This is a genomic window from Micromonospora sp. DT48 (assembly GCF_049844495.1).
Classification (GTDB): domain Bacteria; phylum Actinomycetota; class Actinomycetes; order Mycobacteriales; family Micromonosporaceae; genus Micromonospora.
This window is the reverse complement of sequence record NZ_JBNCLE010000019.1, coordinates 85,139-105,381: the sequence shown is the minus strand read 5'-3', so window position 1 is coordinate 105,381 and position 20,243 is coordinate 85,139. Positions and strand designations below refer to the sequence as shown.

The 20,243-nt window shown below is 71.2% G+C and carries 19 protein-coding genes; 2 read left to right on the top strand and 17 right to left on the bottom strand.

Annotation, left to right across the window (positions count from 1 at the left end):
* Positions 1–4 precede the first annotated feature (4 nt).
* From atpA to glyA, 8 genes are all read right to left on the bottom strand, one after another.
* Positions 5–1,651, bottom strand: coding sequence for a F0F1 ATP synthase subunit alpha (atpA, locus tag ACLQ2S_RS22095; protein WP_425702589.1), 1,647 nt, complete (start codon positions 1,649–1,651; stop codon positions 5–7).
* A gap of 92 nt (positions 1,652–1,743) precedes the next feature.
* Entirely contained in the window at positions 1,744–2,565 is an 822-nt protein-coding gene (locus ACLQ2S_RS22090; protein ID WP_155214751.1) for a F0F1 ATP synthase subunit delta, read from the bottom strand.
* Complete coding sequence (locus ACLQ2S_RS22085; RefSeq protein WP_155214750.1) at positions 2,565–3,095, bottom strand: F0F1 ATP synthase subunit B; 531 nt, start codon at positions 3,093–3,095, stop codon at positions 2,565–2,567. The genes ACLQ2S_RS22090 and ACLQ2S_RS22085 overlap by 1 nt, the downstream gene beginning before the upstream one ends.
* Positions 3,096–3,124: 29 nt before the next feature.
* Positions 3,125–3,346 carry an ATP synthase F0 subunit C gene (atpE, locus tag ACLQ2S_RS22080; RefSeq protein WP_013735640.1) on the bottom strand — a complete coding sequence of 74 codons (222 nt, stop codon included), beginning with the start codon at positions 3,344–3,346 and terminating at the stop codon, positions 3,125–3,127.
* Positions 3,347–3,440: 94 nt separating this feature from the next.
* Positions 3,441–4,262 carry a F0F1 ATP synthase subunit A gene (gene atpB / locus ACLQ2S_RS22075; RefSeq protein ID WP_425702586.1) on the bottom strand — a complete coding sequence of 274 codons (822 nt, stop codon included), beginning with the start codon at positions 4,260–4,262 and terminating at the stop codon, positions 3,441–3,443.
* Entirely contained in the window at positions 4,263–4,484 is a 222-nt protein-coding gene (locus tag ACLQ2S_RS22070; protein WP_155214749.1) for a hypothetical protein, read from the bottom strand.
* A 165-nt stretch (positions 4,485–4,649) separates the two neighbouring features.
* Positions 4,650–5,123, bottom strand: coding sequence for a hypothetical protein (locus ACLQ2S_RS22065; RefSeq protein ID WP_155214748.1), 474 nt, complete (start codon positions 5,121–5,123; stop codon positions 4,650–4,652).
* Positions 5,120–6,406 carry a serine hydroxymethyltransferase gene (gene glyA / locus ACLQ2S_RS22060; protein ID WP_425702584.1) on the bottom strand — a complete coding sequence of 429 codons (1,287 nt, stop codon included), beginning with the start codon at positions 6,404–6,406 and terminating at the stop codon, positions 5,120–5,122. Before glyA ends, ACLQ2S_RS22065 begins: the two co-directional genes overlap by 4 nt.
* Before the next feature lie 34 nt (positions 6,407–6,440).
* On the opposite strand from glyA, the gene ACLQ2S_RS22055 reads away from it, so the two are divergent.
* Entirely contained in the window at positions 6,441–7,922 is a 1,482-nt protein-coding gene (locus ACLQ2S_RS22055) for an SDR family oxidoreductase (protein ID WP_425702582.1), read from the top strand.
* 21 nt (positions 7,923–7,943) lie between these two features.
* Here the strand turns inward: ACLQ2S_RS22055 and ACLQ2S_RS22050 are convergent, their stop codons facing one another.
* The 4 genes from ACLQ2S_RS22050 to prmC all read right to left on the bottom strand — a co-directional run bounded on the left by ACLQ2S_RS22050 (position 7,944) and on the right by prmC (position 12,384).
* Complete coding sequence (locus ACLQ2S_RS22050; protein WP_155214746.1) at positions 7,944–10,055, bottom strand: transglycosylase domain-containing protein; 2,112 nt, start codon at positions 10,053–10,055, stop codon at positions 7,944–7,946.
* Between the two features lie 95 nt (positions 10,056–10,150).
* Entirely contained in the window at positions 10,151–10,762 is a 612-nt protein-coding gene (locus ACLQ2S_RS22045; RefSeq protein WP_425702578.1) for a phosphotyrosine protein phosphatase, read from the bottom strand.
* Positions 10,763–11,407, bottom strand: a complete 645-nt coding sequence (locus ACLQ2S_RS22040) for an L-threonylcarbamoyladenylate synthase (protein ID WP_155214947.1) — start codon at positions 11,405–11,407, stop codon at positions 10,763–10,765.
* Positions 11,407–12,384 (bottom strand): peptide chain release factor N(5)-glutamine methyltransferase, encoded by a 978-nt coding sequence (gene prmC, locus ACLQ2S_RS22035; RefSeq protein WP_425702576.1) that lies wholly within the window; start codon positions 12,382–12,384, stop codon positions 11,407–11,409. Before prmC ends, ACLQ2S_RS22040 begins: the two co-directional genes overlap by 1 nt.
* Positions 12,385–12,451: 67 nt before the next feature.
* On the opposite strand from prmC, the gene ACLQ2S_RS22030 reads away from it, so the two are divergent.
* Positions 12,452–14,002, top strand: coding sequence for a GGDEF domain-containing protein (locus ACLQ2S_RS22030; RefSeq protein ID WP_309222594.1), 1,551 nt, complete (start codon positions 12,452–12,454; stop codon positions 14,000–14,002).
* Between the two features lie 13 nt (positions 14,003–14,015).
* Here the strand turns inward: ACLQ2S_RS22030 and prfA are convergent, their stop codons facing one another.
* The 5 genes from prfA to ACLQ2S_RS22005 all read right to left on the bottom strand — a co-directional run bounded on the left by prfA (position 14,016) and on the right by ACLQ2S_RS22005 (position 20,241).
* Positions 14,016–15,104, bottom strand: coding sequence for a peptide chain release factor 1 (prfA, locus tag ACLQ2S_RS22025; protein WP_155214745.1), 1,089 nt, complete (start codon positions 15,102–15,104; stop codon positions 14,016–14,018).
* A 94-nt stretch (positions 15,105–15,198) separates the two neighbouring features.
* Complete coding sequence (rpmE, locus tag ACLQ2S_RS22020; RefSeq protein WP_155214744.1) at positions 15,199–15,423, bottom strand: 50S ribosomal protein L31; 225 nt, start codon at positions 15,421–15,423, stop codon at positions 15,199–15,201.
* Between the two features lie 280 nt (positions 15,424–15,703).
* Positions 15,704–17,707 (bottom strand): transcription termination factor Rho, encoded by a 2,004-nt coding sequence (gene rho / locus ACLQ2S_RS22015; protein ID WP_425702573.1) that lies wholly within the window; start codon positions 17,705–17,707, stop codon positions 15,704–15,706.
* 297 nt (positions 17,708–18,004) lie between these two features.
* On the bottom strand, positions 18,005–18,958 hold the full coding sequence (gene thrB / locus ACLQ2S_RS22010; protein ID WP_155214742.1) for a homoserine kinase: 954 nt from the start codon (positions 18,956–18,958) through the stop codon (positions 18,005–18,007).
* A gap of 44 nt (positions 18,959–19,002) precedes the next feature.
* Entirely contained in the window at positions 19,003–20,241 is a 1,239-nt protein-coding gene (locus tag ACLQ2S_RS22005; protein ID WP_309222569.1) for an MFS transporter, read from the bottom strand.
* Between the last annotated feature and the right edge of the window lie 2 nt (positions 20,242–20,243).

Sequence of the window (20,243 nt, the reverse complement as noted above, 5' to 3'; positions counted from 1 at the left end):
GGCCCTATCGCTTCTCGGCCGGAGCACCGCCGCTGTAGCGAGTGACCGTCTCGTGCTCGGACTCGCCCTCCAGCGGCTCCGCCGGCGCCTCGTTGATCGTGCGCTCGTCCTCGCGGCCGAGGAAGCCCTGCTTGAACTCGGTGACGGCCGCGTCGAGGGTCGCGATGATCTCGTCGTCCCACTTGTTGTCCGCGATCGCCTGGAGGGTGGCGTTGTGCTTGCGCCGCAGATGCTCAAGGAACTGCGTCTCGAAGCGCCGCACATCGCCGACCGGGACGTCGTCGAGCTTGCCCTCGGTGCCGGCCCAGACCGAGACGACCTCCTCCTGCACCGGGTACGGCGAGTAGTTCGGCTGCTTGAGCAACTCCACCAAACGGGCACCCCGCTCCAGCTGGGCACGGGAGGCCTTGTCCAGGTCGGAGGCGAAGGCGGCGAACGCCTCCAGCTCACGGAACTGGGCCAGGTTCAGCCGCAGCGAGCCAGCGACCTTGCGCATCGGCTTCACCTGCGCCGCACCACCGACCCGGGAGACCGAGGTGCCGACGTTGATGGCCGGCCGGACGCCCTGGTTGAACAGGTCGGTCTCCAGGAAGATCTGGCCGTCGGTGATCGAGATGACGTTGGTCGGGATGAAGGCCGAGATGTCGTTGGCCTTCGTCTCGATGATCGGCAGACCGGTCATCGAGCCGCCGCCCATCTCGTCGGAGAGCTTCGCGCAGCGCTCCAGCAGCCGCGAGTGCAGGTAGAAGACGTCACCCGGGTACGCCTCGCGGCCCGGCGGGCGGCGCAGCAACAGCGACACGGCCCGGTACGCCTCGGCCTGCTTGCTCAGGTCGTCGAAGACGACCAGGACGTGCTTGCCGCCGTACATCCAGTGCTGCCCGATGGACGAGCCGGTGTAGGGGGCGAGGTACTTGAAGCCGGCCGGGTCCGAGGCCGGGGAGGCGACGATGGTGGTGTACTCCATCGCGCCCGCCTCCTCCAGCTGCCCCTTGATGGAGGCGATGGTGGAGGCCTTCTGGCCGATGGCGACGTAGATGCAGCGGACCTGCTTCTTCGGGTCGCCGGAGGCCCAGTTCTCCCGCTGGTTGAGGATGGCGTCCAGGGCGACGGTGGTCTTGCCCGTCTTCCGGTCGCCGATGATCAGCTGCCGCTGGCCCCGGCCGATCGGGGTCATCGCGTCGATGGCCTTGATGCCGGTCTGCAGCGGCTCGAAGACGGACTGCCGGGCCATCACGTTGGGAGCCTGCAGCTCCAGCTCGCGGTAGCCCTCGTCGGCGATCTCACCGAGGCCGTCGATCGGCTGGCCGAGCGCGTTGACCACGCGGCCCAGGAAGGCGTCGCCCACCGGCACCGAGAGCACCCGGCCGGTGCGCTTGACGCGCTGCCCCTCCTCGATACCGGCGTAGTCGCCGAGGATAACGACACCGATCTCCCGGACGTCGAGGTTCAGCGCCACGCCAAGCGTGCCGTCCTCGAACTCCAGCAGCTCGTTGGTCATGGTCGAGGGCAGGCCCTCGACGTGGGCGATGCCGTCGCCGGTGTCGGCGACGGTGCCGACCTCCTCACGGGAGACGTCGGGCGAGTAGGAGGAGACGTAGCGCTCCAGAGCGCCGCGGATCTCCTCCGTCGAGATGGTCAGCTCGGCCATCCTCTGCTTCCTTAAGTATCAGGGGCCCGGGATACCTAGTACCGACCGGTCCTCGGGTCGACTGTCTTTCCGGGCGCTTCGCTGGGTGCTGATCAGCGCTTTGCGAGCGCGTTGCGGGTTTCGTTGAGGCGGCGCAGGATCGTCCCGTCGTAGAGGTCCGAACCCACCCGTACGCTCACTCCACCGAGGATCGACGGGTCAACCGTAAGCTTGACAGCAACCGGTCGACCGTATATGGCGGACAGCCGATCGCTCAGTCGCCGCTCCTCTTCCTCGGTGAGCGGTGCGGCGACCGTCACGTACGCGACCTGCCGGTCCCGCCGCTCCGCCGCCAACTCCACCAGCCGGGACAGCGCGGCGGTGAACGAGCGCCCACCGAAGCCGGCAAGCGCCGCCTCCGTCAGCCGCACCGTCACCGGTCGAGCCTTGCCCGTCAGGAGCATCCCGACCAGCTCGGCCCGCTGCGCCACCGGCGCCATCGGGTCGGACAGGGCGTTGGACAGCTGCGGGTCCGCGGCGACCACCTGGCCGAAGCGGAACAGCTCGTCCTCCACCTCGCCCAGCTCGCCGGCGCGGTCGGCGCTGGCGAGCAGGGTCTGCACGCCGAGGCTCTCCGCCCCGTCGAGCAGTTCCGACGGCGCGGACCAGCGACCGGAGACCAGGGCCCCCAGCAGGTCGAGCGTGTCCGCACCGACCTTGCCGGAGAGCACCGTGTTCAGCAGGCCGGTGCGGTCCGCGCCCTCACGGGCCGGGTCGGAGAGTGCCCGACGCAGCCGGACCTCCCGCCGCAGCAGGTCCGCGACGGCGAGCAGCTCCGCGCCGGTGCCGGCCACGGTCGACGGCTCGGCACCGGCGACGTACGCCTCCAGCCGCGCGAGCGCGGCTGCGTAGGACTCCCGGCTGGCGGCCTGCATCAGCGGGCCCCCGCGCTCTCGAGATCGGTGAGGAACCGCTCGACGGTGCCCTTACGGCGAGCCTCGTCAGCGAGCGACTCGCCCACGATCCGGCTGGCCAGGTCGACCGCGAGGCCGCCGACCTCCGCGCGCAGCTCGCGCACGATGGTCTGGCGTTCCACGGCCAGCGACTCCCGACCGGCGGCGATGATCCGGTCCGACTCCTCCCGGGCCTTGGCCAGGATGTCGGTCCGGATCGACTCGGCGTCCGCACGGGCGTCGTCCCGGATCCGTGCCGCCTCGGTACGCACCTCGGCGAGCTGGGCCCGGTACTGCTCCAGCAGTTGGTTGGCCTCGGCCTGAGCAGCCTCGGCACGCTTGAGACCGCCCTCGATCGCGTCGACCCGCGCCTGATACATCGCCTCCATGCGCGGCATCACGAACTTCAGCAGCACGAAGCAGAGCAGGGCGAAGGCGATCGTCCCGACGACGAGCTCCTGCCAGATCGGCACGAGCGGGTGGTGCTCTGCACCTTCAGCGGCGACATACATGTCAGACCTCCGGGTCGCGTCGGGCTACGTCAGACTGCGAACGCGAGCACCAGGCCGAACAGGGCGAGCGCCTCGACCAGCGCGAAGCCCAGGACCAGCCAGGTGCGGTTGTAACCGGCGGACTCCGGCTGGCGGGCGCTGGCCTGAATGTAGGCCGCGAAGACCAGGGCGACACCGATACCGGGGCCGATGGCGGCGAGGCCGTAGCCGATGGTGTTGACGCTGCCCTCGATGGCGGCAATAACGTCCATTGCGGGTATTCCTCCTAGTAGAGGCGTGAGTTCTCACGCGTACGCGGTCGTACCGGAGCTTGGTCGGGCCGGGCGGCCCGCCGAGGTCTGTGGATCAGTGCCCGTCTGCGAGCGACGTGCCGATGTAGTTGGCGGTCAGGGTGACGAAGACGTATGCCTGCAACAGCGCGACGAGCACCTCGAAGAAGGCCATCAGGATCGCCATCAGGAACGAGAAGACCGACGTCACCTGGATGAAGATGTTGTCCGAGGCCAGCATCACGAAGCCGCCGACGGTGAAGACCAGCAGGATCAGGTGACCGGCGAACATGTTGGCGAAGAGTCGCACCGCCAGGGTGACCGGCCGGACGATGAAGGTCTGCAGGAACTCGATCGGGATCAGCAGGATGTGCATCGGCCACGGCACGCCCGGGATGATCAGGCTCTGCTTGAGGTAGCGGCCCAGGCCCTGCTTGCGAACACCGATGTAGAGGTACATCACGTAGGAGATCGCGGCGAGCACGATCGGGAAGGCGATGTGCGAGTTCGGCGAGATCTGCAACCCGGGGGTGATACCGAAGAGGTTCGTCACCACGATGAAGCAGAACAGCACGGTGAAGTAGGGCGCGAACCGGATGCCGTCCTTGCCCATCTGTTCCCGGGCGATGTTGTCCCGGACCAGACCGTAGATCGACTCCGCGTACCACTGGCCCTTGCTCGGCACCAGCTTCGGGTTCCGGTAGGTCGCCATGAAGAAGATGATCAGAAGGCCGACGGCCAGCCAGATCATCAGGGTGAACTTCGTGACCCACGGGCCGGCGAGATCCGGCAGGTAGAAGTCATCGACCTTGGGGGGCCAGGGCAGGCCCTCTGCGGCGATAAACTGTCCGCTCACCGTGTCATCCTCCGCACTCGACAGACCCGCGCGTGCCGGCACTCAGGCACTGAGCCTCTTCATGATCAGGTAGATCGCTCCGGCTGCGCCGAGCATCATGCCGACGGCGATTCCGACGCCGGTCGGCAGGCCCAGGAAATCCCCCGCCAACCAGCCGAGGAACCCCCACACCACGATGCCGGCGAGCAGGTAGCCGAGGACGGCTCCGGCGACACCTTCCGACGAGTTCTCGTCGGGGCTTCTGCGGTGAGGGTTGTCGGCCATGACGAGGCGAACACTATCAGTCGGGTGTCCCGTGAGTGTGCGGCACCCCCCACACTGCAAGCAGCGTGCGGGCGGCGGGTGCGGCGCATCAAACCGGATTCAGCCTACTCCTGTCCGGCCAGTCGAACAGGCCGACGAAACGCCCGGGAAACGCCAGCCGTACGGTCAGTGACCGGACGGTGGGTCCACCCTGGGCAGCGGGGTACGCAAAGCCCAGGTCAGATGGGCGCCGGTCCACACCACCACGGCCGCGATGATGGCCACGCCCATGTCCGGCAGGCCGGGCCAGCCGGTCGCCGCGACGGCGGCCATCGCCACCCCCAGGATCACGATCTTCGTGACGTAGGTGACCAGCCCCACCGACATGATCAGTCTTGGGTGGACCGCGTCCGCCCAGGCCACCGACAACCCCGAGATCACGTAGCTCGCGACCACCAGGGCGATCCCGGCGGCCACGCCGGCCGCCCCGGTCGGGCCGCGCAGCCAGGCGGCGCCGGGTACCGCGATCACCGCGAGCGCGGCGCAGGCGAGCAGCGGCAGCCGCAGGTGCGGCAGCCGGGCCCGGATGGCACCCGGCTGACCCGCCGGTGGCGCGGCCGTCGGGGATGCGCCGGGCTCGTCGGCACGGGCCCCGCTCATCTGGGGTACGCCGGGAACTCGACGGCCAGCTCGGCCACGTCGGCGGCGATCCGGGCGAGTTCGTCGGCCCCACCCGGGGCGGACGGGTCGGTCCGCACCGCCCGGGCGATCAGTCCGGCGACCGTGCGCATCTGCGCCTCCCCCATGCCCTGCGTGGTGACGCTCGGAGTGCCCACCCGGATCCCGGAGGCGACCATCGGTCGCTGCGGGTCGTACGGGATCGCGTTCTTGTTCAAGGTGATGGTCGCCGCGTCGCACCGCGCCTCGGCCTGCGCGCCGGTGACCGCCAACTCCCGCAGGTCGACCAGGGCCAGGTGGGTGTCGGTGCCACCGGAGACCGGCCGCATCCCCTCGGCCGCCAGCCCGTCGGCGAGCGCCCGCGCGTTCGCCACCACCTGCGCGGCGTAGTCCCGGTACGCCGGTTGGGCCGCCTCACGCAACGCGACCGCCTTGGCCGCCACGGTGTGCATCAGCGGCCCGCCCTGGGTGAACGGGAAGACCGCCTTGTCGATCCGCTCGGCCAGCGACTCCCGACAGAGGATCATGCCGCCGCGCGGGCCGCGCAGCACCTTGTGGGTGGTCGCGCAGACCACGTCGGCGTACGGCACCGGCGACGGGATCGCCTGCCCCGCGACCAGCCCGACGAAGTGCGCGGCGTCCACCATCAGGTACGCGCCGACCTCGTCGGCGATCTCGCGGAACCGGGCGAAGTCGATCAGCCGGGGATAGGCCGTCGCCCCACAAATGATCATCTTAGGCCGGTGGACGAGCGCGAGGTCCCGTACCTCGTCGTAGTCGATCAGCTCGGTGTCCCGCCGGACGGTGTAGCCGACCGGGTTGAACCAGCGGCCGGAGAAGTTCACCCGGCTGCCGTGGGTCAGGTGCCCGCCGTGCGGCAGCTCCATCGCCAGCACCGTGTCGCCCGGCTGCACCAGGGCGGCGTACGCGGCGAGGTTGGCGCTCGCGCCGGAGTGCGGCTGAAGGTTCGCGTGCTCGGCGCCGAAGAGGTCCTTCGCCCGGGCGATGCCGAGCTCCTCGGCCCGGTCCACCTGCGCGCAGCCACCGTAGTAACGCCGACCCGGGTAGCCCTCGGCGTACTTGTTGGTCAGCGTGGAGCCCAACGCGGCCAGCACCGCCGGCGAGGCGAGGTTCTCGCTGGCGATCAGTTGCAGACCGCCGCGCAGCCGATCCAGCTCACCGAGCACCACCTCCGCGATCTCCGGGTCGGCCGTGCTGAGCTGCTCGAAGTCGGGCCCCCAGAAGGTGCCCTCGGCGGTCTCCACAGCGCCAGAGTCTATGAGACCGCAGACTGGAGGCGTGAAATGCCTGGTGACCGGCGCGACAGGGTACGTGGGCGGGCGGTTGGCGCCGCGCCTGCTGGCGGAGGGACACACGGTGCGCTGCCTGGCGCGGCGCGCGGGTCGGCTACGCGACGTGCCGTGGGCATCGCAGGTCGAGGTGGTCGAGGGTGACCTGAGCCGACCGGAGAGCCTGACCGGCGTCTTCGACGGCGTCGACGTGGCGTACTACCTGGTGCACTCGCTCGGCCAGACCGGCTTCGAGACCGCCGACCGACAGGCCGCGACCACGTTCGCGGCGGCGGCCCACGCGGCGGGCGTACGCCGAATCGTCTACCTCGGTGGGCCGGAGCCGGCGGCCGACGACGAACACTCGTCGGCGCACCTGCGCTCCCGCACCGAGGTGGGGCGGATCCTGCTGGACAGCGGAGTGCCGACGGTGGTGCTCCGCGCAGCCGTGATCATCGGTTCCGGGTCGGCGTCGTTCGAGATGCTGCGCTACCTGACCGAACGACTGCCGGTCATGGTCACCCCGCGCTGGGTCACCAACCGGATCCAGCCGATCGCGGTCCGCGACGTGCTGCGCTACCTGGTCGGCTGCGCGGGGCTACCGGCGGAGGTCAACCGGGCCTTCGACATCGCCGGGCCGGACGTGCTCACCTTCGGCGACATGATGCAGCGCTACGCCCGGGTGGCCGGACTCTCCCGCCGCCTTCTGCTGCCGGTACGGCCGCTGACGCCCACGCTGTCGTCGTACTGGGTCGGACTGGTCACCCCGGTGCCGAACGCGCTCGCCCGACCGCTGGTGGAGAGTCTGGTGCACGAGTCGGTCGCGCACGAGCACGACATCGCGGCGTACCTGCCGGACCCGCCGGGCGGGCTCACCGGATTCGACCAGGCCGTCGAGCTGGCGCTGACCAAGGTACGCGACGCCCAGGTGGAGACGCGCTGGTCGAACGCGGCCGGGGCGGACGCGCCCGCCGAGCCGTTGCCCAGCGACCCGCACTGGAGCGGCGGCACCGCCTACACCGACCTGCGGCGGCGGGCGGTGGCGGCACCGCCGGAGGCGTTGTGGCAGGTGATCGAGGGAATCGGCGGCGAGAACGGCTGGTACTCGTTCCCGCTGGCCTGGTCGGTGCGCGGCTGGTTGGACCGGCTGGTGGGCGGGGTGGGGCTGCGGCGGGGCCGACGGCACCCGCACCGACTGCGCGTCGGCGAGGCGCTGGACTTCTGGCGGGTGGAGGAGATCGTCCCCGGTGAGCTGCTGCGGCTACGTGCCGAGATGCGGGTGCCCGGCCGGGCCTGGCTGGAGATGCGGGTACAGCAGGACGACACCGGGCAGGTCTGCTACCGGCAGCGGGCGGTGTTCCTGCCCCGGGGCCTGGCCGGGCATGTCTACTGGGCTGCGGTGGCACCGTTCCACTCGCTGGTCTTCGGCGGGATGGCCCGCAACATCGCCCGGGACGCCGAGCGGATCGAGACCCCCACGCGGGCCCACTGACGGGTTCGGCGGTGGCGTCGGTCAGTTGCCGGTGCGCTCCCCGGTGACCCGCCAGGCGGTCGCCTCGCTCGGTGGCACGAAGTCGCGGACCGGCTCGTCGCGCAACGCGTAGGAGAGGATCTCGCCGACGCCCTCCACCATGGCGCTCTGCACCGCGCGACCGACCGCGTCCTGCGGCTCGTCGGGGTTGGCCGCCATCGCCGCCACCACCAACTGCGGGGTGAAGGCCACCACGGTCTCCGTGGCGTACTCCTCGGAGCTGCCCGTCTTGCCCGCCACCGGCCGGCCGAGCTGACCACGCAACCGGGTCGCCGTGCCGCCCTCGCAGGCGTGGTACATGGACTGGTCGCCGACCGGGCAGCGGGCCGCGTCCGTCGCCGCACGGGCCACGTCGACGTCGAGCACCTGCCGACAGTCCGGCTGCCCGGCAGCCACCCGGCGACCGGCGGCGTCGGTGATCGAGACGACCGGCGTGGGCGCGCACCAGGTGCCCTCCGCGCCCAGCGTCGCGTACGCGCCGGCCAGGTCGAGCGGGGTGGTGGCGGAGACTCCCAGGGTGAACGGCCCCCACTCACGTGCGCCGTGCCGGGCCAACTGGGCGTCGTCGTCGGCCCGGAACACGATGCCCAGCCGTTCGGCCATCTCCACCACCCGGTCGGCGCCGACCCGCTCGGTCAACCACGCGAAGTACGTGTTGACCGAGTCGCCGAACGCGGTCCACATGTCGTGTCGACCGCTCACCGAGGCGCTGGCGTTCTGCGGACACCAGTACCCTCCGCAGCTCGGCTCGCCGCTGATCCGGAAGTCGGTGACGATCCGCCGGGGCGCGTCGAAGACCGTGTTCAGCGGCAGTCCGGCCTCCAGCGCGGCCAGCATGGTGAAGAGCTTGAACGTGGAACCGGCCTGGTAGCCGACGATGGTGCCGCCACCGGCGACGAGCTGGTTGACGGTGTTGGGATGGTTCTGCTGGCCACCCGGGTTGGCGGCCACGCTGTAGACCCGGTTGACCGACATGGCGAGTACGCGGCCGGTACCGGGCTGCACCACGGCGGTCGGCATGGCGTGCGGGTGTTCGGCCGGGTAGACCCGCCGCACCTGCTCGGTGGTGGCCCGCTGCACCCCCGGGTCCAGGGAGGAGACGATGCTGAACCCGCCCCGGCGCAGGGTGCGCTGCCGCTCGTCGACGGTGCCGCCGAACGCCTTCTGGCTGTTCCACCATCGGGTGAACCAGTCGCAGAAGAAGCCCCAGTCGTTGTGTCCCTCGGGTACCGCGGTGCAGTCGTTCGGAGTCTCGCTGGGCCGCAGGTTCAACGGTTGGGCCGCGGCGCGGGCCGCCTCCTCGGCCGCGATGACGCCAGACTCGACCATCCGGTCCAGCACGTAGCCGCGTCGGGCGGTCGCGCTGTCCGCGTCGCCGTTGATCGGGTCGTCGGTGTGCGGGGAGCGGACCAGTCCGGCCAGCAGCGCCGCCTGGGCCAGCGTGAGCTTCGCCGGTGAGGTGGAGAAGTACCGCTTGCTGGCGGCGGCGATGCCGTACGCACCGGCGCCGAAGTACGCGATGTTGAGGTATCGGGTCAGGATCTGGTCCTTGCTCAGCTCCCGCTCCAACGCCAGGGCGTACCGGATCTCCTGGATCTTGCGGGCGGTGCTCACCTCGGTGGCCGCGGCTCGCTGCGCCTCGGTGAGCCGGGGGTCCGTGCTCAACACGTTGCGGACGTACTGCATGGTCAGTGTGGACGCGCCCTGCCGGGTCGCGCCGTCGCGCCGGTTGACGGTGAACGCCCGCACGATGCCCCGCAGGTCCACCCCGCGGTGCTCGTGGAAGCGGGCGTCCTCGGCGGCGATGATGGCCTGCCGCATCACGACGGCGACCTCGTCCAACGGCACGTCGACCCGGTCCTCCTGGTAGAAGGAGGTGATCAGGGTGGTCCCGTCGTTGGCGTAGAGGTTGGACCGTTGGGCCGTCGGCGGTGTCCGCAGGGTGTTGGGCAGCTCCGCGTACGGTGCCGCGAGCGCCGAGAACCCGATGCCGAACACCAGCGCGGCCGGCAGCGCCGCCACCGCCAGCACCAGGCCGGCCAGCGTGCCGGCCAGCAGGACGGTGAACATCTTCGGCAGGAACGCCCGGGTCATCAGCTCTCCCCGCAGGAGCCGTCAGGACTCCCCCAGAATGGCGCTAATCACCCCTTCTGCCGCGCCTTTCATGAAACCCGGATGAAATTCGCCGATCAGGGGAGCAGTAGCGCCGCGAGCGGCTGCACCGTCTCCTCGATCTCGTCAGCCACCCGGCTGAAGCACTGGTCACCGCGTCCCCACGGGTCGTCGAGGTCGTCGGTGGGCAGGGCAGTGGCGCCCTGGCGGCTCTCGTGGGCCGCCTCGACCAGGGCCACACCCCGAGCGTGGAGCGCCTCGGCGGTGGCGTCGGCCGCCGGCAGCACGGTCGCGTCGAGCCCAGCCAGCAGCCGTCCGAACTCGCCGAGCACGAAGGTGCGCGCGGCGGCGTCGGGCCGCAACGCCGTCACGTACTCCTGTTGGTCGGCGGTGGCGGTCAGCACCAGGTCGGCACCGTCGATGTGGTCGCTGCGCAGCTTGCGCGCGGCGAACCCGGCGACGTTGCCGCCCCGGCTGACGATCTGACGGGCGGCCGGCGGGTTCATCTCCTCACCGGCGTGCCAACCGCCGGTGCCGGCGCTGTGGCTGTGCAGCAGTTCGTCGACCCGGGTCGGATCGGCCTCGCGCCGGGCCAGCCGCTCGGCCACCGCGAGGGTGAGCAGCCGCTCGGCCATCGGCGAGCGACAGATGTTTCCCATGCAGACGTGCAGGACGGTGAAGGGAGGCACCTAGACCACCTCGCTCTCGCGCAGCTCCGGCACCACGTCACGGAGTCGGGCCAGGCTGACCGCACCCTCCCGGACGAGCCGAGGCTCGTCGCCGGTGAGGTCCACGATCGTGCTCGGCACCGGATCCACCGCCGGCCCCGCCTCCAGGTAGGCCCGCACGGAGTAGGCCAGCTGATCACGCGCCTCTTCGGCGGTGAGCGCGGCCGGTTGACCGATCTTGTTCGCCGAGGCCACCGCCATCGGTCCGGTCTCGCGCAGCACCTCCAGCGCCACCGGGTGCAGCGGCATCCGTACCGCCACCGTGCCGCTGTCGTCGCCGAGATCCCACCGCAGGCTCGCCGAGTGCTTCACCAGAATGGTCAGCGCTCCCGGCCAGAACGCCTCCACCAGGTCTCGCGCCGCCGTCGGCAGCGTGTAGGACAGCCCGTCGAGGGTGTGCCGGGAACCGATCAGCACCGGCGGCGGCGAGTGCGGGACACCCTTGGCGTCCAGCAACGCCTTGACCGCGTACGGAGTGAACGCGTCCGCGCCGACTCCGTACACCGTGTCGGTCGGTAGGACGACCAGCTCGCCGTTGCGGACCGCCTCGATGGCCGCAGCGATGCCGCGGTCCCGGTCGGCGACCGACCGGCAGTCGTAGAGCATCACGATGAGCCAGTCTGCCACGTCACCGACGGGCCGGCGGGTGGGCGGTCCGCGAGGCGGGACGCGGTGACGAATCGGGGCCGCCCGGCGAGATCACGATGATCGACGATCGTGGCGTACCGACCGTCGGCGGCGAGCAGACCGGGCAACGCGTCACCGTGGGTGTCGTCGTGCTCGATGCCGAGCACCCCACCGGCACGCAGCAGGAACCCGGCCCGGTCGACCACCCGACGGATCACGTCCAGCCCGTCGGCCCCACCGAACACGGCCTCCGCCGGGTCGTGGTCGGCCACCTCCGGCGGCACCGTCACCCCGAGCGGCACGTACGGCGGGTTGCACAGCAGTACGTCCACCCGGCCGGTCAGCTCGTCGAGCAGGGCCGGATCGGTGACGTCCGCCGCCACCACCTCGATCGGTCGGTCGCCGACGCTGGCCCGGGTCGCGGCGTTGCGCCGCAGCCAGGGCAGGGCGTCGGCAGAGCGTTCCACGGCCACCACCCGAGCCTCCGGCACCTCGTACGCCACCGACAGGGCGATCGCTCCGGAGCCGCTGCACAGGTCCACCACCAGTGGCTCCGGCCGTTCCGGGGCCCCTGTTCCGGCTCCGGCGATCTGCCGGGCCTGGTCGACGCCCCAACCGGCGAGGAGTTCGGTCTCCGGGCGCGGCACGAAGACGCCTGGCCCGACGGCCAGCTCCAGATGCCGGAACCCGGCGGTGCCGGTGAGATACTGCAACGGCTCCCGCCGTGACCGGCGGGCCGCCAGCTCCCGGTAGCGGTCCCGTTGCTCGTCGGTGAACCCGTCCGCCACGGCCAACTGTCCCCGACCGATCTGGAGCACGTACGCGGCCAGCAACTCGGCCTCGGCGCGCGCCGAGGTCACCCCGGCGGCGGCGAGCATACGGGCCACGTCGGCGATCAAGGGACCGGGGCGATGACGTCTCGTCCCTTCGGACGGGTGTTGCGGCGCGGTGGTCACGCAATAATCATGAGGCGTCGCCGTGCACGTGCATAAGCGGGTGCAGGCACATCGACAGGAGGTGCGGGTGGGCTGGCTCGACCGGGTCGAGGACCAGGTTGACGCCCTGACGAAAGCGCGGGCGTTACAGGAGGTCAGCCGGTCCACCGAGGCGTACGGGCTCCTGGAGCGGGTGCTGTGTGCCACCCGTGACCCGAACGCCCGCGCCGACGCGCTCGTGCAGCGGCTCTCGGCTCTGATCAACCTCGGGCGCACCGCCGAGTACACCCGTGCCATCGAGGAGGCGTCCGCGGCGGTACGCGACCTCGCCGAGCCCTACCTGCACGGGCACCTCAACGCACTGGCCGCGCTGGCCGCCCACCACCAGGGCGCGCTGGACCGGTGCGTGACCCATCTGGTCAGGGCGGCACGGGCACTCGGGGCGGTGGAGGACCCGGACCGGGACACCGCCTGGGGCTGGCACGACCTGGCGATGGCCTACTCGTACCTCAGCTTCCACGGGTACGCGTTGGGCGCGATCGAACGCGCCCGGCAGCTCGGCAACGCCGCCGGGATCCCGGAGGAGACCTTCGCCGCGCCGGGCATCCGGCTGCGCAACGCGGTCGCCCTGGACCACACCGGTGACAGCGACGGCTGTCTGCGCGTACTGCGGGATGTCGGCGGTGACCTCGACCGGTTCGTCAGCACCGGGCGGGCGGATCGGCTGCGCCCCAGCAGTCTGGCCGCCTACGGTTACGCCGCCGCCCGCCGCTGCGCGCTCGGCGACGACATCTCCCCCGCCCCGGGCCGGGACCCGGTCCGGCTGCTCGACTACGGCGCGGACAGTGCCCGCGCCCGTGACATGCGTCAGCTCGGTCAGGTGTGCCTCGCCATCGCCAGCGGACGGCCGGTCGAGGCGATCACCCGGTTGGACGGCGTCCAGGTGTCCGCCGAGACACTCGGCGCGGCCGAACCGGCGCGGCTGCGCAGCATGGCACTGGGCCGGGCCGGCGACCACGCCGCCGCGCACCGGGCCGACCGACTGGCCTTCCGGCTCGCCGCGCAGCGTCACGACCGGCTCCGCGACGTCTACATCGACGGCATCGCCGCGCGGATCGACCACGAGGAGATGCGTCGTGAGGCGGCGCGGTTCGAGGGGGAGGCACTGACCGACCCGCTGACCGGGCTGCCCAACCGGCGTCGGCTGGAACGCTACATCGCGGCCGTCGTCGCCCGGGGCGAGCGGGTGGTGATCGGCGTCTGCGACCTGGACGGCTTCAAGGCGGTCAACACGCGGCACGGCCACCACTCGGGGGACCTGGTCCTGCAACGCGTCGCCGGAGTGATCAACCGGGTGATGCGACGGGGTGACTTCGTGGCCCGCTACGGCGGGGACGAGTTCGTGGTGGTGCTACCGGGGACGGGGATGAGCGAGGCGGCCGACGTGGCGCGGCGCATCGACGCCGCCGTTCGCACCGAGGACTGGGAGTCTCTGGTGCCCGGCACCCCGGTCGGTGTCAGCATCGGCTTCGCCGAGGTGGGTGCCGGTGGCCCAGGCCAGCGGGACGCACTCAGCGCGGCCTTCGAGGCCGCCGACCGCGAGATGCTGCGGGCGAAGACGCGACCGCGTATCGCCTGACCGACGCGGAAGGTCAGCGGCGGGCCAGCTCCGCGTCGCCCGCCAGGCGCGCCGCCCGGTCCGCCTCGGTGAGGGCGTCGAGCACGCCGTCCAGCTCTCCGGCGAGCACCAGATCAAGGTTGTACGCGGTGAAGCCGATCCGGTGGTCGGTGATCCGGTTCTGCGGGAAGTTGTAGGTGCGGATCCGCTCCGAGCGGTCCACCGTACGCACCTGGGCCTTGCGGGCGTCCGACGCTGCCGCGTCGGCCTGCTCCTGGGCGGCGGCGAGCAGCCGGGCGCGCAGGATCCGCAGGGCCTGCTCGCGGTTCTGCAACTGGGACTTCTCGTTCTGGCAGGAGACCACGATGCCGGTGGGCAGGTGGGTGATCCGCACCGCCGAGTCGGTGGTGTTCACCGACTGGCCGCCCGGACCGGACGAACGGAAGACGTCGATCCGCAGCTCGTTCGGGTCGATGGTGACGTCGACCTCCTCGGCCTCCGGCAGCACTAGGACACCGGCCGCGCTGGTGTGGATGCGTCCCTGTGACTCGGTGACCGGCACGCGCTGCACCCGGTGCACGCCGCCCTCCCACTTCAACCGGGACCAGACGCCGTTGCCCCCCTCGGGCACGCCCTTCGTCTTGATCGCCAGCGAGACGTCCTTGACCCCACCGAGGTCGGACTCCTGGGCGTCGATCACCTCGGTGAGCCAGCCGCGCCGCTCCGCGTACCGGGTGTACATCCGCAGCAGGTCACCGGCGAACAGCGCGGACTCCTCACCGCCCTCGCCCGCCTTGATCTCGACGATGACGTCCTTGGCGTCATGCGGGTCACGCGGGATGAGCAACTCGGCGAGGCGTTCCTCCAGTGCCGGCAGCGTCGCCGCGATCGTCTCGGCCTCGGCGGCGAAGGAGGGGTCCTCGTCGGCCAGTTCCCGCGCGGCGGCGAGATCGGCCCGAGCCTGCTCCAGTTCACCGGCGGCCTTGTGCAGCGGCACCAGTTCGGCGTAGCGCCGACCGATCCGTCGGGCGGTCCCCTGGTCGGCGTGGATAGCGGGGTCGGCCAGCCGCTTCTCCAACTCGGCGTACTCGTCGAGGAGGGCGGCCAGGCGCTCGCTGCTCATGCTCGGAATCGCTCCTTCGACGGCGGGTGACCGGGACACAGACGGACGACGCCCGCGCCCGGCGGAAAACCGGACGCGGGCGTCGGACGAGGAGCTACTTGGCCTTCTTGCCCTGGGCCTTGGCGTACTTCTGCTGGAACTTCGCGACCCGGCCAGCGGTGTCCAGCACTCGCTGCTTGCCCGTGTAGAACGGGTGGCAGGCGCTGCACGTCTCGACGTGGATCGAGCCGCCCTTGGCGGTGCTGCGGGTGGTGAAGGTGTTACCGCAGGAGCAGGTGACCTCGGTGGTCACGTACTCCGGGTGGATGTTGGGCTTCATGTCGCCTCGGTCCTCTCGTCTGTGGTCGCCGGGTCGCCCCAGTGCTCGCTGATGTGGGCGTGAACCGGAACCGGTGGCCGATTGACCAGTCTGCCATGGGCCTCGACCGCCCCTGGAGGCGGGCCGTGCCGCGCGGCTGTACCGGCCGAGCAGGTCAACACCGCGCCATCCGAGCGCATTCCCGCCGCACCGGCGAAGCATTCCTACCCGTTCGATCCCGGACACGGCGAGGGGCGGGGCCGGTCTCGGCCCCGCCCCTCGCCGTGCTCTGCCTGGAAGGTCACTCCCCCGGCGTCGACTTGGCGATCTGCATCAGGAACTCGATGTTGGTCCGGGACTGCTTCAACCGGTCCAGCAGCAGGTCGAGTGCGGCCTGCGAGTCCAGCGAGTGCAGCACCTTGCGGAGCTTGTGCACGATGGCCAGCTCCTCCGGCGCGAGCAGGATCTCCTCCTTGCGGGTACCGGACGGGTGGATGTCGATGGCCGGGAAGGTCCGCTTGTCAGCGATCTTCCGGTCCAGCTTCAGCTCCGCGTTACCGGTGCCCTTGAACTCCTCGAAGATGACCGTGTCCGCCATGGAGCCGGTCTCCACCAGCGCGGTGGCGAGGATGGTCAGCGAGCCGCCGTTCTCGATGTTGCGCGCCGCGCCGAGGAACCGCTTCGGCGGGTACAGCGCGGTGGAGTCGATACCACCCGACATGATCCGGCCGCTGGCCGGCGCCGCCAGGTTGTACGAGCGACCGAGCCGGGTCACCGAGTCGAGCAGCACGACCACGTCGTGGCCCAGCTCGACCAGGCGCTTGGCCCGCTCGATCGCCAGCTCGGCGACGGTGGTGTGGTCCTGCGGCGGGCGGTCGAACGTGGCCGCGATGACCTCGCCCTTGACCGACCGCTGCATGTCGGTGACCTCTTCGGGCCGCTCGTCCACCAGCACCACCATCAGGTGGCACTCCGGGTTGTTGTGCGTGATGGCGTTCGCGATCGCCTGCAACACCATGGTCTTACCGGCCTTCGGCGGCGAGACGATCAGCGCCCGCTGCCCCTTGCCGATCGGCATGACCAGGTCGATCACCCGGGTGGTGAGGATGTGCGGCTCGGTCTCCAGCCGCAGCCGCTCCTGCGGGTACAGCGGGGTGAGCTTGTAGAACTCCGGTCGGCGCTTGGCCTCGTCCGGCTCCATCCCGTTGATGGTGTCCAGCCGGACGAGCGGGTTGTACTTGTCGCGCCGCTGCTCGCCGTCACGCGCCGCCCGGACCGCGCCGGTGATCGCGTCACCGCGTCGCAGGCCGTACTTCTTGATCTGGGACATCGACACGTAGACGTCGTTCGGACCGGCCAGGTAACCGGTGGTCCGCACGAAGGCGTAGTTGTCCAGCACGTCCACGATGCCGGCCACCGGCACGAGCACGTCGTCCTCGCCGACCTGCGGCTCACGGCCGCCGTCGCCGGACTCGTTGCGGTCACCGCGACCCCGCCGACGGTCCCGGAAGCGGCTGCGCCGGCTGCGCCGACCGCCGTTGTCGCCGTCGTCGTCGCCGTCGTTGTCCCGCTCGGCGCGCTGTCCCCGCTCGCCACGGTCACCACGCTCGGCCCGGTCGCCACGCTCGCCACGCTCGGCCCGGTCGCCACGGTCGGCGCTGCGCTCGGCCCGGTCGCCACGCTCGGCGCTGCGCTCGGCACGGTCGCCACGCTCGGCCCGGTCACCGCGCTCGGCGGTGCGCTCAGCCCGCTCGGCGGTGCGCTCTCCGCGCTCAGCGCGCTCGGCACGGTCACCGCGCTCAGCGCGCTCGGCGCTCCGGTCGGCACGCTCGGCGCCACGATCACGGCCGGACCGGCCCTCGGGCCGCTCGCCCTCGGCGGTGGCCTCCTCGGCGCGCGGTTCCGCCACGGCGGTCCGGCTACGCCGGGTACGCCCGCGACCCTCGCTTTCCACGCTCGCTGCCGGCTGTTCGGCGCCACGGCGCTCAGCCTCCGGCCGCTCACCGGTGTCCCGTACCTCCGCGTGGACCTCCTCGCGGACCGGTGCGGCGGCCGCCGCGACCTCGGCCCGTGGTCGAGGGGCTCCGGCAGCGCCGCCCTGCCGCTCGGTGATCGCGCTGATCAACTCGCCCTTACGCATGCGAGCCGTCCCCGAGATGCCGAGCGACGCGGCCAGGCTCTGCAGCTCCGGCAGCAGCATCGCCGACAGTCCCGTACCGCTGCGCCGACGGCGGGTGGGGGCAGCGGTGGTGGCATCGCCAGCGACGTTGGAAACATCCGACGTCACGTCGGTGGTGTCGCTCAATGGATTCCTTCCCTCGATAGGCCGGGACTGCCCGGAATCGACAACAGGTGGCCGGGCGGCCTCGGTACACCCGCCTCGCATGACGCTTCGCGGGGTGTCTGTAACACAGCAGCCGGTCGGTCGCCCGACCCACCAGGTGGAGCGGTGAGCGGGGTTTCGCCGTCTGCGGCGACCAGTGAAGACTGCGGTGCGGCGTGGGCCTAGGCAGGGGTGACGGGCTACCGCCGAAAGCTTCGGGGGTGCGCCGACCCGCAGAGAGATCGCATGCTTCGCGGCTGTGCTAAGTCTAGAGCGTAATCAACTCTTGCGACCTGCGGCAACAGGGTCCCGCTCCGCGTGTTTGAGTCTACCCCGCTCGACCTGCGCCCCGCATACATCTACCGGCAACCGTAGCAGCCGCCAATCTGTTCCCGCGTCGAAGTCTACGGGCAGCTCAGACAGGGCGAGCACGGTGGGTCCGGCCCCACTGACCACTGCCGCCACACCCGCTTCACGCAACCCATCGACCAGGGCATTCGTCTCCGGCATCGACGCCGCGCGATAGTTCTGGTGCAGCCGGTCCGCGGTCGCCGCCAGCAGCAGTTCGGGCTGCGCGGTCAACGCGTGCACCAGCAGCGCCGCACGGCCGGCGTTGAACGCGGCGTCACCGTGCGGCACGGCGGCGGGCAGCGCGGCGCGGGCCGAGGCGGTCAGTCCTCGCTGCGCCGGCACCAACACCGTGGGGCGTACGCCGTCGGCCACCGGCAGCGTCACCGCACGGGCACCGGCCGACTCCGTCCAGGCCACGGTGAAGCCGCCGAGCAGGCAGGGGGCGACATTGTCCGGGTGGCCCTCGATCTCGGCGGCCAGCCGCAACACCGCGTCGTCGTCGAGCCGGCTCCCGCCGTCCGTCACCAGACCCCGGGCCAACAACACCCCGGCGACGATTGCCGCCGACGAGGAGCCGAGCCCTCGCGCCTGCGGGATGCGGTTGACGCACTCCACCGCCAGCCCCGACGGTTGCCCGCCGAGCACGTCGAAGGTCGCCCGCATCGCGCGTACCACCAGGTGCGTGTCGTCGACCGGCAGGTCGCCGGCGCCCTCGCCGGTCACCGTCACCGTCACGCCCTCGGCCGTCACCTCGGCGGCGACGTCGTCGTACAGCGCGAGGGCCAGCCCCAGCGCGTCGAAACCTGGCCCCAGGTTCGCGCTGGTGGCGGGGACCCGGACTCGGACCGGTTCCGCGACGAATGTGGTCGGCACGTCGCCCATGCTAGATGGGTGAGGTGTCGCCGCCCTCCATCGGGCCGGGCCGATCACCGGGTCTCGACGACGGCGGGGGGCGACGTGGCGAGCGAGAGACGCCGCGTCGCGATCCGCCATCCGATCGCGTAGACCAGGGTGACCAGTCCGCAACCGGCCAGTACGACACGTTCGTCGACCACGTCCACCACCAAGGCCACCACCAGTTGGCTGACGGAGATCGCCAGGGTCGCCAGCATCATGTCGGTGGCGAAGACCCGCCCGCGCAACCGATCCGGCACCTCGCCCTGCAACGCGAAGTTCGACATCACCCAGTTACTGCCACCGGCGAAGTGGGCCACGAAGACCAGCACCAGCACCAGCGGAAACCACCCGACCACCGAGGTGCCGAGGTAGGCCAGACCGTAGGCTGACATGGACAGTGCCAGACCGGGCAGCAGCCACGCCCGGTTGGTCAGCACCCGACGCATCATGATGGGGCCGACCAACGCGCCGGCACCGCGTACCGCGAACAACAGTCCCGCGCCGAGCGAGCCGACGCCGTAAACCCCGGCCAGCAGCGGGAAGACGGTCAGCACGCCGTTGCCGAGACCCACCGCCGACTTGACCGTCACCAGCGCCAGCACGCGCGGGCGGTGCCCGATGTACACCAGCGCCTCACGGATGGCCGCCCAGGTCTGCGGCGGTCGCGCACCCTGCTCGCGAGGTGCCTGCAACGGGCGGCGGATCAGCAGGGCCAGGCCCGCGGCGAGCACCAGCCCGACGGCGCCGACCCAGAAGCACACGTACGGACCGGCCGCCGCACTGAGCACGCCACCGAGCGACGCGCCGACGATCGTCATCGTGCCCCAGGCCGACCCGGCCACCGCGTTACCCGCGGCCAGTTCCTCCGGATCGAGCACGTTCGGCAGCGCCGCCTGCGCTGCCGGGGAGTAGAACGCCTTGGCCACCGCGACCACGCCGATGCCGAGCAGCGCCAGCCAGGCGGTGCCGGCGTCACGTACGCCGAGCAGTAGCAGCACACCCACCAGCGCGGCGCCGTTCGAAAGGATCATGATGGTGCGGCGGTCGAACCGGTCGGCGATGGTCCCGGTGTACGGCAGCAGCAACGCCAGGATGCCGGTGTCCACCGCGAGCACCAGGGCACCCCACACGCCACTGCCGGTCAGCTTCGGCAGCAGCACCAGTAGCGGCACCATCACGAACCAGTCGGCACCGAAGACCACCAGCTCGGCCAGGAAGAGATTACGGAAGTTCCGGTTGCGGGTGAGGACCGAGAGGGTGGACGCCACGG